Genomic DNA, 12,745 nt, shown 5'->3' on the forward strand with positions numbered 1-12,745 from the left:
AATCAAGCTTTCGCCAAGGCAAACTCTTTGACGATGCCCCCAGCGAAAAGCACTATGGGATCCTGGTGAAGCAAATTCACCAGGCTTTCATATAAATCCGGATTGTAGATCTTGAATTCGGATGCTTTTTCAAAAAAGGCCTCCACAGATACAGCGAAAAATTCGTGGATATTTTCACTGGCCTGCAACCTGAAAAAGGAATTTCCACCCTCCTTTACTTTTTGAATTTCCTCTGCTGCAAGTTCAATATACCGCTTCCACCAGACTTTGTCCAAAAAGCTATGTTCCCCATTATATTTGATCTGGTTTTCAATCTTGAGGGCATGGGCAAATTCATGAATACCCAGATTCACCCCATCATTGGGAAGGGCGAACCCCTTCATAAAGCTCTTCCAGGAAATTACGATCACACCATAGCGGGGATTTACTTCTCCGTTATGGTATTTATTGGTTTGGGTAGAAAGGTAGCGGTCGGGATAGATGAGTATCTTATCAAAATGGCGAAGTAATATATGCTTGGGAAATCCAAAAAGCAGTTTTACGGCGGTGGCACTAATGAGAACCTTCATCTCTAAAGTTACGCCCCTGAGGTCGCCCCTCGCATAAAAACATTTGTTGCAGATAAATAAAGCTAAGCGTTGGCGGAATTCCTTTTGAAAACCCTCCGGGAGCTGCTGGTAATAGGGAAAATATTCCTCCAGAATTTTGGTTTCTTCCCTGCTCAACCCCTTCAGTCCTGACATTACTGCAAACTGGTACCAGAGCAAACTCAATGAATTCCTTTTGCTTAGAAGTAATGCCATACAGCTGATGCTAAAAGTGTAAAACAAAAAAACCTCCTATTGAAAACTTACAACAGGAGGCTTTTGTTTTTGAGCTGTTATTACTTGGCGTAATTTACGGCCCTCATTTCACGGATAACCGTGATTTTTATTTGACCAGGATATTGCATCTCTTTTTCTATCTTTTGTGAGATATCAAAGGACAACTTGCCTGCAGTGTTATCGTCCACGTTTTCGGCATCCACCAAAACTCTCAACTCTCTACCTGCCTGCATGGCAAAGCACTTGTTCACTCCATCAAAGCTCAACGCAAGGTCTTCCAGATCCTTTAGCCTCTTGATGTAGCTGTCCATGATTTCACGTCTGGCACCAGGTCTAGAACCCGAGATTGCATCGGAGGCCTGAACAATAGGCGATATCATGGAAGTCATCTCAATCTCATCGTGGTGAGCCCCGATGGCGTTTACGACTTCCGGATGCTCTTTATATTTCTTGGCAAGCTCCATACCCAAGATTGCATGTGGAAGCTCGGCCTCCTCTGGATACACCTTTCCGATATCGTGAAGCAATCCAGCTCTCTTAGCCAGTTTGGCATTCAAGCCCATTTCCGCAGCCATGGTAGCACAAAGCTTGGCTACTTCCTTAGAGTGTTGCAGAAGGTTCTGTCCATATGAAGAACGGAATCTCATTCTACCCACCATTCTGATCAACTCAGGGTGTAGGCCGTGAACTCCTAGCTCAATACAGGTTCTTTCCCCTATTTCTACAATCTCCTCTTCAATGTTTTTCTCGGTTTTGGCTACTACCTCTTCAATTCTAGCCGGGTGGATTCTGCCATCCTGTACCAATCGGTGAAGGGACAATCTGGCAACCTCCCTCCTTACAGGATCAAAGCCTGAAATGATAATCGCCTCAGGCGTATCATCCACCACAATCTCCACACCTGTGGCAGATTCCAAGGCTCGGATATTTCTACCCTCACGACCGATGATCTTACCCTTGATATCGTCGCTTTCGATGTTGAAAACAGACACGCAGTTTTCGATTGCATGCTCAGTAGCAGTTCGCTGGATAGTATCCAATACGATTTTCTTCGCCTGCTTAGTAGCCGTCAATTTCGCCTGATCTAGGATATCTTTGATTTGGGAAGATGCCTTGGTTTGGGCTTCGTCTTTCAGCATCTCGATGATCTGCTCCCTAGCCTCATCTCTGGTCAGCAGAGCAATTTTCTCCAAATCTGAAATTCTTTGATTGGTAACCCTATCCAGTTCTTCTTTTTTCACCTGTACGGCATGTAGCTGGGCATTCAGGTTCTCCTTTTTGCTGTCCAATTCGGCTTCCTTCCGCTTGAGTTGCTCCATTTCCTTGGAAAGGATCTGCTCACGCTGCTTTAGCTTGCCCTCATTGGTGATGAGAATGTTCTTCTTCTTACTTACTTCCTCTTCAAATTCGGATTTAAGACGTAGGTATTTTTCCTTGGCTTCAAGGATTTTGTCTTTCTTAATAGACTCTCCGGTAAGCTCAGCCTCACGGATGGTGCTTTTGGCTTTTTCCCGGGCCTCTTCTTCGATCTTTTTATTGTTGCTCTTAATAAAAAAACCTGCCAGCAATCCGCCTACTATGAGGCCGACCACTCCCGCTATAATAATGTATGTTACTCCCATAGGTATATTTTAGATTTATAGACCTACCGGCTTTTCAAAAAGTCCCGAACGGAGCGAATTTTCAACAATTATATCAAGGATGTCAAATGTTCATTGATTTGGGACAAAGTAGACTCGATCTTTTCGCTGCCTTCGGCATTCATTTCACCAAGCTCCATGGACTCCACCATGCAGTCAAAGGCCACCATGGCTAGCAGATCCTGCCTATCATCCAGACCAAATTCTTCTCTGTATCTTTTCAATTTATCGTTGATAAGCTTCCCTGCGCGTCTGATCCTGGCCTCATCTTCCACCTTGACTTTCATAGGATATTCCCTATCTCCTATTTTTATTTTAATGGAAAGTGTGTTCATATTATTCAGACAAATAGGTAATTATCTTATCAATTTCTTTTATATAATTATTGATGCGTTCTCTCAATTCGGCGGACTCCATATTTTCCACCGGTATGTTATTTACAATTTTACTAATTTTAATTTGATTTTTAAAATGATCCAAAGCATCATCTTTCTCCTTCAACTTGGACTCGGCCATGGAAAGCCTTTCCTCAAGTAGGGATTTCTCCTCCTCAAGTTGGTTGATTTTCTTGCTCACCTGGTAGGCAAGCCGCTCTAGCCGGTCAAGTTCTTCGTGGATCATTTTTATTTTCTAATCAAAGCATTAATCTCATTCTCAAAAGACTGCATCAATCTACCCATAGTCTTATCAATCACCTTATCGGTCAAAGTCTTCTCGTTATCCTGAAGATAAAAACTCAACGCATAAGCCTTCTTGTCGGAATCAATCTTGTCCCCTTGGTACACATCAAACACCCCGATGCGCTTGAGAAGTTTTCCGCCAGCCTTCACGGCCAGCTGCTTGATATGATCGAAAGTGACTTCCTTGGAAATCACCAGCGAAAGGTCCCTTCTCACCTCTGGAAACTTGGATATTTCTTCATACTTCTTCAATCCCGCAGCTTTCTTCAGCAGATAGTCCCAATTGAGCTCCGCATAGAAAACTTCCTGCTTCACCTCGGCCAATTTACAAACCTTTGCGGAAATCAACCCGATCTTACCCACAGGATTTTTGCCCAAAGTCAAAGCCAATGCATAGTCAAAAGGAGCATCATGGATTATTTCCATATGCAATTCAGGAAGGTTTAGCTTTTCGATAAGCCTTTCCACCACGCTGTAAAGATCAGGGAACGCTACCTTCTTAGATGGCTCCATCCAGCTCTCTGAGCCCTTGTCTCCCGTCAGGAACAGCGCCAATACCTGATCTTCCTGATACCCTTCGGCAGTTTTTTTGTAAGTGGTTCCAAACTCAAAAAACTTCAGGTCCTTTTGCCTCCTGTTGATGTTGTGAGCCAAAACTTCCAAACCTGTAAAAAGCATGGTCTGCCTCATCACCCCTAGATCTTCACTCAGCTTGTTTAGGATCTCGACATTATCCTCCATCTTCAGGTAGCCCGCCTTCTCCACATATTGCGGTTTGGTAAGCGAGTTGGTAACGATCTCCTGATAGCCAAAGCCTCCCAAAAGCTCAGAAAGTCTGTACTGAAGTTTATTGCCATCCTTGGCGGGATGTTCGGCCAAGAAATCAGAGCTATAATGCTCCGTCAACTCAACTTTTTCGAAACCGTAAATTCTCAGAATTTCCTCAATGATGTCTGCCTCTCTGGTCACATCCACCCGGTATGGCTTTACAATAGCCCTAAAGCCCTCTTCCGTCTCATCCACAACCTTAATGTCGAGATGGGTCAAAATAGCCTTAATTTCCTCTTTTTCGATGTGCTTACCGATTAAGCGGGTAATGTTTCTATACTTTACTGCTACCTCAAAATCAGCAATCGGATTGGGATAAAGGTCCACGATTTCCGAACTGATTTCCCCTCCGGCAATTTCCTTAATCAAAAGGGCTGCCCGCTTAAGCGCATAAATCGGCATGTTGGGATCGGTTCCCCTTTCAAACCGGAAAGATGCATCGGTTTTCAATCCGTGATGCTGGCTGCCTTTACGGATTACATCAGGAGAAAAATAGGCACTTTCCAAGAAAATGGAGGTGGTTTGATCAGACACACCTGACCCCAGTCCTCCAAAGATTCCCGCCATGCAGAGCCCTTTCTCCGCATCACAGATCATCAGTTCATCGCCGGTAAGCTTTCTCTCTTTTTCATCCAAAGTAATAAATTCCGTCCCAGCAGCTAGTTTTTTTACCACGATCTTCTCTCCGGCCAATTTGTCCGCATCAAAAGCGTGCAAAGGCTGTCCAAGGTCGTGCAAAATATAGTTGGTGATATCCACCACATTGTTGATCGGATCCAGATCCAGGGCTTTCAGATAGTTCTGAAGCCACTCCGGAGAAGGACCGACTTTGATATTGCTGATCGTCAAACCAGCATAGCGAGGGCAGTCTTCGGCATTTTCCACTTCCACTGCAATGCTACGGGAAGTATTGTCCACGCTGAACTCTTTTACTGATGGCAGACAAACTTCAGACCGAAGGATAGCCTTCAAGTCTCTGGCAACCCCAAGATGCGAGGCGGCATCGGCCCGATTAGGAGTAAGGCCAATCTCAAGCACGTCATCATGCTTGATGTTGAAAAACTCCGCTGCAGGCGTCCCGTTTGGCAGGTCCGTGTCCAGTACCATGATACCGGCATGGCTTTCACCCAGTCCAAGTTCATCTTCGGCACAAATCATCCCCTGGGAAGCCTCACCTCTGATTTTGGCCTTCTTTATCACAAATGAATCACCTCCTTTTGGGTAAAGAGTAGCTCCAACAGTCGCTACTGCGACTTTTTGCCCTTGGGCCACATTAGGAGCACCACACACGATCGGCACGACTCCACTGCCGGTGTCCACAGTAGTAAGAGTGAGCTTGTCGGCGTTGGGGTGCGGCTCGCAGGTCAATACCTCACCGATCACAATGCCCTCCAGGCCGCCCGGCACAGATTCAAACCTCTCGATTCCTTCAACCTCCAAACCCGACTGGGTAAGCATATCGGCAATCTCTTCAGAAGACTGATTCAGCAGTATGAAATCTTTTAACCTATTGATTGAAATTTTCATTGAAGAATAAAATATTTTGAGCCTCTCAAGATAATTGAGGCCATTAGCTACTTGATTTTGGTTATGAAAATGGGGCTACCCATTCCAATAACTGACAAATTTAAGATAATTGCCGGTGGCAGAAAGCTTATTTGATGTAATTTTTCTCCCCCGCCCTCACCGGCACTTCCAGTAAGTTTTCCTTTGGAGGGATCGGACAGGCGTATTCAGGATTATAAGCACAATATGGATTATAGGCCAGATTGAAGTCCATAAGGACGGTGTGCTGCCCCTCTTGCTTGACATCCAGATACCTGCCTCCACCGTAAGTTTCTTCAGCACTGGTATCATCGGCAAAAGCCAGAAAGAACTTCCTTAGATCCGGTTCACGCGGAGACTGAAGCAGCAGCAGGCGTTGGGGCTTGCCGTCAAGCTCAAACTCCACATAGGAATGCTTGATGTACTTTTCCACATTCCCATCTGTGAGGGGGATTTCGAGCATCTTGCGGTTTTCCACCGGCACCATCCTCCCCTTCACCCTATACTTTTGGTCAATGGGATAATAATCAAGTTCAATCAGTTCATTTTTTTGCTCCGTGGTCAGAGGTGAATCGGCATTATACTTTAGATACTTGAACTGCCGCTCTCTCTCCTTTTCAATTTTTGACTGGTACTGTTCGGGTGTTTCGCCCCCGGAGAGGGCATAAAAAACCGCTGCCAGCAGCACCACGGCCACGACAGCTAGTATGATATTCCTTGTATTCATAGACTATTCAGAGCATTGCTTCATCTGCAAAGCTAAAATAACCAACATCAGTGAAAATAACGTGATCCATAATGTTTAATTCTAAATTTTTGCCCACCGCGACTAGTTTCTTGGTCAGGTTGACATCGGTTTGGGAAGGCTTGAGGCTTCCGGAAGGGTGGTTATGGATGAGGATGATGGAATTGGCCATGTGCTCCAATGCCAACTTAAAAATCACCTTGGGATCGGCGATAGTGGCGCTAGTCCCTCCGTGGCTAATCTTATGCTTACCTATAACCGCATTTGCCCGGTTGAGCAGCAATATGTAAAAATGCTCAATGGGCTCATCCTGCAGGTCGGGCTTCAGCAACTCATATACATCTGCAGAAGAATGAATCTTGGGTCTCTTGCCCTGCTCCAGCTGTTTTCTCCTCCGCCCCAGCTCCATGGCGCTCACAATGCTGATCGCCTTGGCCTCTCCTATTCCTTTAAACTTCTGAAGATCCTTGATGCTCATCCTAGCCAATCGTGCTAAGTCATTGTCGACATTGGACAGAATGACCCTGGAAAGATCTACTGCGCTCATAAAACGGGTTCCAGACCCAATTAGGATGGCAATCAGTTCAGCGTCAGAAAGTGCAGCTCTGCCCTTTAGCAATAATTTTTCACGGGGCCGTTCGTCTTCCGCTAGCGCGGAAATCTTGATAGAGGAGTATTGTTCCATGGATATTTCGAAAAATGTTCTTGTTTGCAAATCGAAAAGTCCATGAAAATAAAAATTATTGGGCACAAAAAAAAGCCCCATTTTCATGGAGCTTTCTTCAAAAGCGAATTGCTTTCAATATCTTAGGCAATGCTGTTTACAAACTTAGCCAATTTAGACTTCTTGTTGGAAGCATTATTTCTGTGAATAATGTTCTTCTTAGCCAATTTGTCAATCATACCAGAAACCTTCTGGAAAAGTTCTTGCGCCTCAGCCTTATCAGTAGTGCTTTTTAGCCTTTTGATAAACGTTCTTGTCGTCTTGGCCTGGTATCTGTTTCTCAATCGCTTAGCTTCGTTGGCACGAATTCTTTTAAGAGCGGATTTGTGATTTGCCATATCTTATATTATTACTTATTTCTTGTTTACAGTCCCTATGTGTAATCGGAGTGCAAATTTAACTGATTAATTTTTAAATACAAAAGGATTTCAAAAACTAATACCTCGTATTAATTTGAAATCATGGAGTTATAAATATTTACCCGTCGTAACGGATGCAAATGTACGGAATAAAACCTTTTAAATCTGCTTTATTCTAGGTATTTTTAATAGCGTTAACTTTTTAGCCTCAACTTTTTGATGAAAAAAACCTTCTTCCTTTTGATTTTTCTCCTGATCAGCCTGCAGCAATCGGGCGCATGGGGATTTTTTGCCCATAAAAGAATCAACCGCCTGGCAGTCTTTTCCCTGCCTCCGGAAATGATCGGCTTTTTCAAGGCCAATATCCAGTTTATCACCGAAAATGCCGTTAACCCCGACAGGAGGCGATATGCGGTGATCGGAGAGGCCGAAAAGCACTTTATCGATGCGGACGCCTTTGGGGACAGCGCGGTTTACAAACTCCCCCGTCACTGGCAGCAAGCCGTGGAAACATTTACTGAGGATTCCTTGAGAAAATACGGTATTGGGCCTTGGAATGCTTACCGGGTCAAGCTTCAACTGACCGAAGCCTTCCGAGCCAAAAACAAGGCAGCCATCCTCCGCATTGCCGCTGACTTAGGCCATTATATTGCCGACATCAACGTGCCCCTCCATACCACCAAAAACTATAATGGCCAACTCACCGACCAGGTGGGCATCCATGCTTTTTGGGAAAGCCGGATTCCAGAACTCCTTTCGGATGACTATGATCTGTTCATTGGCAAAGCCGAATACCTTCCCCAACCCCAACTGACCGCCTGGCAGGCCGTCATCTATGCCCACGAGGCGCTGGACAGTGTTTTGAGATTTGAAAAAGAACTGACCCGTAAATTCCCCTCACACAAAAAATACAGTTACGAGGATCGAGGCGGCATATCCACAAGGGTGTATTCCAAAGAATTCACCAAAGCCTACCATGACATGCTGGACGGACAGGTGGAAAGACACATGAAAAGGTCTATTAAGATGATTGCGGACTTTTGGTACACGGCCTGGATTGATGCAGGTCAGCCGGACCTGGATGGAATGACTCAACCCGTTCCTGAACTTCCAGAAGAAAACCCCTCCCAAAAGGCCATAAAAACACGTGAACATGAAAGTTGATAGTGTTTAAAGGTAATCCACCTCCAGGCTCACTTCATAATCGACCAAGGACCTAGGAATGACTACCAAAAAGGGGACTTCAGTTATTGCCTGGCAGTCTTCTGACTGAACCAGAACTTTGTGAACCAGCCTGCCACAGTCCAGCACTGTGTTTTGCTCAGCCAAGTACCCACAGTCGTAGGACCTGATTTTCCCGGCAATCAGAAAGCTCTCCTCAAAATTGATGTTGATCCGGAGGCTTTCGCATTGGATGTGGCGGTTAAGATCGGCCTGGTTGCGGATCGCCACCACGACCTCATCGGCATTCTTATCCACTCCAGCCAGATCACAACTGCGCCTCAGGTAGTCCAGCGGGACGGTGGTCACAAAAACCTCATCGCATTTAGGTTCACCTAAGGAGCAGGAACCAAGAATTAGGGTAAGCAGGGCAATTGGAAGAAAATAAGTTTTCATAAAAAATAACTTTAGGGTAAAAAGCATTGTGGAGCAAAAAGTCCGAAATCCCTTTTTTCTCAACCCTAAAATTTACAAATTTTCCTCTGGAAATAAAAAAGAAAAAACTACGGATATTACTATTCATTCATTTCTTTTCGAACCATCATGGCTTTAATTATGAAAAGAATAACGCCAATGATAATACCCAATGGCAAGAGAAAATCCGGCAGGCTTACCACCCCAAAAATTTTGTTCAGCAACACCAGCCAAATCAGCACGGAAAAGAAATACATCAAAAAGGAAATGAGTTTTTTGGAGCCCATCGCTTTAAACTTTATTGGATAACTTCTTCTTCATTTCTCTACGGCCAATATACATTCTGTTAAAACAAGAAGCGACCGCCAAACCTATTAATACTGGCAACACAAATCTAGGTAACTCAATTTCCCACCAGTATTTATTAATCAAATATAACCAGATCAACATGCTGACCCCACGCATAAAATTCTTGCTCAATCTATCACTCATAATTTTTGCTCATAAAACAAACCACCCCCAACTCCAAGAATTGAGGGTGGGATAACATTTAAATCATGTTACGTCATAACTTAAATGGATCAATTTATAACCTTTAACTTTTCTCCGCGAAGTGGCCTTTGTGAGACTTCGTGAAAACTTTGTGGCCTTTGTGGCCATTTTCTTACTTTTCGATCTTCGGTCTCCCGTCTTCTCTACTTCAGATTTTTATACCTGATTCTTTTCGGCGTCACATCACCTAGGCGCTTCTTTTTGTTCTCCTCATAATCCGAGAAGTTACCCTCAAACCAATACACTTGGGAATCACCTTCAAAAGCAAGGATGTGTGTACAGACCCTATCCAGGAACCACCTGTCGTGAGAGATGACCACCGCACAGCCACCGAAATTTTCCAGCGCCTCTTCCAGTGCCCTCAGGGTGTTCACGTCAAGATCATTGGTAGGTTCATCCAAAAGAAGCAGGTTGCCACCTTCTTTCAAGGTCATCGCCAAATGCACGCGGTTCCTTTCCCCTCCGGAAAGTACGCCTACTTTCTTTTCTTGATCTCCTCCACCAAAGTTGAACTTACTTACATAAGCCCTTGCATTCATCTCCTTGTTACCCAACTTCACAAACTCATTACCATCAGAAATAAGCTGGTAAACAGTTTTATTTGGATCCAAGGTGTCGTGCTCCTGATCCACATAGGCTAATTGCACCGTTTCTCCAACCTCAAAATGACCAGCATCAGGTTTTTCCTGACCCGTGATCAGTTTAAACAAAGTGGATTTACCCGCACCGTTTGGTCCGATAACCCCCACAATACCCCCTTGAGGCAGGTTGAAAGACAAATCATCAAACAGCAACTTGTCCCCATAGGCTTTAGAAACGTTGTTCACCTCGATTACCTTGGATCCCAAACGCGGCCCTGGCGGGATGTAAAGCTCTAGCTTCGCTTCTCTTTCCTTTGCTTCCTCTCCAACAAGTTTGTCATAGGCATTCAAACGAGCCTTACCTTTGGACTGCTTGGCTTTAGGCGACATCCTGATCCACTCCAATTCCCTTTCTAGCGTCTTTTGGCGCTTGGATTCGGTTTTTTCCTCTTGCTTCAAGCGCTGTTGCTTTTGGTCAAGCCAGCTTGAGTAGTTGCCTTTCCAAGGAATACCCTCACCCCTATCCAGCTCCAAAATCCAACCGGCAACGTTGTCAAGGAAATATCTATCGTGGGTTACTGCAATCACAGTTCCCTTATAATTTTTCAAATGTTGCTCCAACCAGTGCACTGATTCAGCATCCAAGTGGTTGGTAGGCTCATCCAGCAATAGGACATCGGGTTCCTGAAGCAAGAGTCGGCAAAGGGCCACTCTTCTTTTTTCACCACCGGAAAGGTTCTTTACGATCGCATCACTTGGGGGAAGCCTCAAGGCATCCATGGCCTTATCCAACATCACATCCAGTTCCCAAGCATTGGCGGCATCCAGTTTTTGCTGCACTTCTCCCTGCTGCTCTATCAGCTTTTCCATCGCATCTGCGTCCTCAAGCACGGCCGGATCCATGAATTTTTCGTTGATGGCCTCAAATTCCTTCAGAAGATTAACTGTTTCAGAAACAGCCTCTTCCACTATTTCTTTGACGGTTTTGTCAGGATCAAGCTGGGGTTCCTGCTCAAGCATGCCCACGGAATAGCCCTGTGACCACACCACCTCACCCTGAAACTCCTTATCCGTACCCGCAATGATACGCAACAGGGAGCTTTTACCCGATCCATTCAGACCCAGCACACCAATTTTGGCGCCGTAGAAGAAAGACAGGTATATATCTTTTAGAACTCTTTTTTGAGGGGGGTAAATCTTGGATACCCCGGCCATTGAAAAGATGATTTTTTCTGAACTCATAGAATTTATTTTTATCTTATGTTTCAATTAATTCTAACAAAGATGGCAAAAATAGCGCTTTCTTAGGATAAATGCTTTTGAATTAATTAATTTGCAGGAAATCCACCTTTGGAGTTAAAACTAACCACCAACCTATTAGATCACAATGGAGCATCCATACGGATACATAAAAGACGGCAAAGTCTACCTTAAGGGCTTTTTAAATCAGGAAGATAGGATCATCGGCGAGGTGAAAGAAGACGAGGCCTCCACTATCAAATATTTTGAGGACCGCTTTGAACTTGTCAAAGAAAAGGTCGCCAATCTTAAAAAGGATATTGAAGAGAACCAAAACAAAGGTTCCTTCCTGATGAAACTCATCCACCTGAGAGATGCGCTCATGCAATATGACGCATTAGGCAATTTTGTTCCCCTAATCGAAGAACTCAACCAATTGGAAGTTTACCTGGAGGAAATCATCCAGTCAAACCGTGCCAGAAACCTTGAAATCAAAAAAGGATTGATTCTTGAGGCTGAAGCCATGAAAAACAATACCGATTGGAAGGAAACCACTGAGGCTTTTAAAAACCTGAAACTGCGCTGGATCAAAACCGGCCCCGTTGCCAAAGAGCACGAAGAGGAGATTGAAAGTGAGTTTAATGAAGCTGTTGAGCATTTCTTTGCCAACAGAAAGGACTACTTTGACGGGTTGGCGCTTCAGGCGGAGGAAAACATCAAGGATTACGAAGCCCTGCTCAACCAGGCCCGGGAAGCTTTTGAGCTTCGGGATGTGAAGCAGGCATTTGAAATAAGCAAACGCATCCAAAAAGAGTGGAAGGCTGCCGGAAAAGTACCTGCAGAAAAACGCCAACCCCTATGGGATGAGTTTTCAAAATTGAACAACCGTATTTTCAGCAAATACAAAAGGGTAGCGCAAGCCGAGTCCTATATGCCGCCTAGGGAGGTCATCCAAAAGGTAGATACCATGGCTAGTGCAATGAAAAAACTTGCCAAGGCCCCAACCAGCAAAGAAAACCTGGAAGCGGCAAAGCAGCTTCAAGCCGACTGGAAAAAACTACCCATAAAAAAACCTAGGGATGCGCAACAATCCGCCAAAAGCTTCGTCTTTTTTGCAGACGTGGTATTTGAAAAGGCATTTCTGGAAAGGCTTATCCGCTCCAAGCACGATAATTTTGAAGGCAAGGACCTAGCTGAACAAAACAGACTCAAAAGTCACCTCTTGAAAGACTTGATCAGCAGGGACCAGCGTGAGCTTGACACCATCAAGGGAAATTCGGAGAATTTCCGCACTTCTGAGGATAAGTTTGATGTGATGTTGCAGCGCAAAATCGCCTCTTACAAGCGCAAGGTGGACGTGAAAAACTATATCCTTAGAGACCTTTAAAACTAT

Annotated in this window: 13 protein-coding genes; 3 read left to right on the plus strand and 10 right to left on the minus strand. The window is 44.6% G+C overall.

Going from position 1 to position 12,745, the window contains the following annotated elements; genetic code table 11:
* Positions 1–2: 2 nt before the first annotated feature.
* The 8 genes from KI659_RS13125 to rpsT form a co-directional block, all read right to left on the minus strand.
* Positions 3–803: a zinc-dependent peptidase gene (locus tag KI659_RS13125; RefSeq protein ID WP_246535408.1), complete on the minus strand. Its 801-nt coding sequence runs from the start codon at positions 801–803 to the stop codon at positions 3–5.
* An 80-nt stretch (positions 804–883) separates the two neighbouring features.
* Positions 884–2,446 (minus strand): ribonuclease Y, encoded by a 1,563-nt coding sequence (rny, locus tag KI659_RS13130; protein ID WP_213945814.1) that lies wholly within the window; start codon positions 2,444–2,446, stop codon positions 884–886.
* Positions 2,447–2,514: 68 nt separating this feature from the next.
* Positions 2,515–2,799: a cell division protein ZapA gene (locus KI659_RS13135; protein ID WP_213945815.1), complete on the minus strand. Its 285-nt coding sequence runs from the start codon at positions 2,797–2,799 to the stop codon at positions 2,515–2,517.
* A 1-nt stretch (position 2,800) separates the two neighbouring features.
* On the minus strand, positions 2,801–3,085 hold the full coding sequence (locus KI659_RS13140; RefSeq protein WP_213945816.1) for a hypothetical protein: 285 nt from the start codon (positions 3,083–3,085) through the stop codon (positions 2,801–2,803).
* Positions 3,086–3,087: 2 nt separating this feature from the next.
* The gene (pheT, locus tag KI659_RS13145) at positions 3,088–5,499 is read right to left on the minus strand and encodes a phenylalanine--tRNA ligase subunit beta (protein ID WP_213945817.1); all 2,412 of its coding nucleotides are present in this window, start codon (positions 5,497–5,499) and stop codon (positions 3,088–3,090) included.
* Positions 5,500–5,626: 127 nt separating this feature from the next.
* Complete coding sequence (locus tag KI659_RS13150) at positions 5,627–6,244, minus strand: DUF1684 domain-containing protein (protein WP_213945818.1); 618 nt, start codon at positions 6,242–6,244, stop codon at positions 5,627–5,629.
* Between the two features lie 7 nt (positions 6,245–6,251).
* Positions 6,252–6,947, minus strand: a complete 696-nt coding sequence (gene radC, locus KI659_RS13155) for a RadC family protein (RefSeq protein WP_213945819.1) — start codon at positions 6,945–6,947, stop codon at positions 6,252–6,254.
* Positions 6,948–7,069: 122 nt separating this feature from the next.
* Complete coding sequence (rpsT, locus tag KI659_RS13160) at positions 7,070–7,324, minus strand: 30S ribosomal protein S20 (protein WP_213945820.1); 255 nt, start codon at positions 7,322–7,324, stop codon at positions 7,070–7,072.
* 240 nt (positions 7,325–7,564) lie between these two features.
* Here rpsT and KI659_RS13165 point away from each other — a divergent pair, with 240 nt between their 5' ends.
* Positions 7,565–8,509: a zinc dependent phospholipase C family protein gene (locus KI659_RS13165; protein ID WP_213945821.1), complete on the plus strand. Its 945-nt coding sequence runs from the start codon at positions 7,565–7,567 to the stop codon at positions 8,507–8,509.
* Positions 8,510–8,515: 6 nt separating this feature from the next.
* On the opposite strand, the gene KI659_RS13170 is transcribed toward KI659_RS13165, so the two are convergent.
* Positions 8,516–8,962: a hypothetical protein gene (locus KI659_RS13170; RefSeq protein ID WP_213945822.1), complete on the minus strand. Its 447-nt coding sequence runs from the start codon at positions 8,960–8,962 to the stop codon at positions 8,516–8,518.
* 159 nt (positions 8,963–9,121) lie between these two features.
* Here KI659_RS13170 and KI659_RS13175 point away from each other — a divergent pair, with 159 nt between their 5' ends.
* The gene (locus tag KI659_RS13175; RefSeq protein ID WP_213945823.1) at positions 9,122–9,289 is read left to right on the plus strand and encodes a hypothetical protein; all 168 of its coding nucleotides are present in this window, start codon (positions 9,122–9,124) and stop codon (positions 9,287–9,289) included.
* Positions 9,290–9,675: 386 nt separating this feature from the next.
* On the opposite strand, the gene ettA is transcribed toward KI659_RS13175, so the two are convergent.
* Positions 9,676–11,355, minus strand: coding sequence for an energy-dependent translational throttle protein EttA (ettA, locus tag KI659_RS13180; RefSeq protein WP_213945824.1), 1,680 nt, complete (start codon positions 11,353–11,355; stop codon positions 9,676–9,678).
* A 145-nt stretch (positions 11,356–11,500) separates the two neighbouring features.
* Here ettA and KI659_RS13185 point away from each other — a divergent pair, with 145 nt between their 5' ends.
* On the plus strand, positions 11,501–12,739 hold the full coding sequence (locus tag KI659_RS13185) for a DUF349 domain-containing protein (RefSeq protein ID WP_213945825.1): 1,239 nt from the start codon (positions 11,501–11,503) through the stop codon (positions 12,737–12,739).
* Positions 12,740–12,745 lie beyond the last annotated feature (6 nt).

Origin of the sequence: Litoribacter ruber, from assembly GCF_018449405.1 — a bacterium.
GTDB lineage: Bacteria > Bacteroidota > Bacteroidia > Cytophagales > Cyclobacteriaceae > Litoribacter > Litoribacter ruber.

Coding starts and splice junctions, on each gene's coding strand:
- rny (WP_213945814.1), bottom strand. CDS start 2,446: ATGGGAGTAACATACATTATTATAGCGGGAGTGGTCGGCCTCATAGTA.
- KI659_RS13175 (WP_213945823.1), top strand. CDS start 9,122: ATGAAAAGAATAACGCCAATGATAATACCCAATGGCAAGAGAAAATCC.
- ettA (WP_213945824.1), bottom strand. CDS start 11,355: ATGAGTTCAGAAAAAATCATCTTTTCAATGGCCGGGGTATCCAAGATT.
- KI659_RS13165 (WP_213945821.1), top strand. CDS start 7,565: ATGAAAAAAACCTTCTTCCTTTTGATTTTTCTCCTGATCAGCCTGCAG.
- radC (WP_213945819.1), bottom strand. CDS start 6,947: ATGGAACAATACTCCTCTATCAAGATTTCCGCGCTAGCGGAAGACGAA.
- KI659_RS13185 (WP_213945825.1), top strand. CDS start 11,501: ATGGAGCATCCATACGGATACATAAAAGACGGCAAAGTCTACCTTAAG.
- pheT (WP_213945817.1), bottom strand. CDS start 5,499: ATGAAAATTTCAATCAATAGGTTAAAAGATTTCATACTGCTGAATCAG.
- KI659_RS13150 (WP_213945818.1), bottom strand. CDS start 6,244: ATGAATACAAGGAATATCATACTAGCTGTCGTGGCCGTGGTGCTGCTG.
- KI659_RS13125 (WP_246535408.1), bottom strand. CDS start 803: ATGGCATTACTTCTAAGCAAAAGGAATTCATTGAGTTTGCTCTGGTAC.
- KI659_RS13140 (WP_213945816.1), bottom strand. CDS start 3,085: ATGATCCACGAAGAACTTGACCGGCTAGAGCGGCTTGCCTACCAGGTG.
- KI659_RS13170 (WP_213945822.1), bottom strand. CDS start 8,962: ATGAAAACTTATTTTCTTCCAATTGCCCTGCTTACCCTAATTCTTGGT.
- KI659_RS13135 (WP_213945815.1), bottom strand. CDS start 2,799: ATGAACACACTTTCCATTAAAATAAAAATAGGAGATAGGGAATATCCT.
- rpsT (WP_213945820.1), bottom strand. CDS start 7,324: ATGGCAAATCACAAATCCGCTCTTAAAAGAATTCGTGCCAACGAAGCT.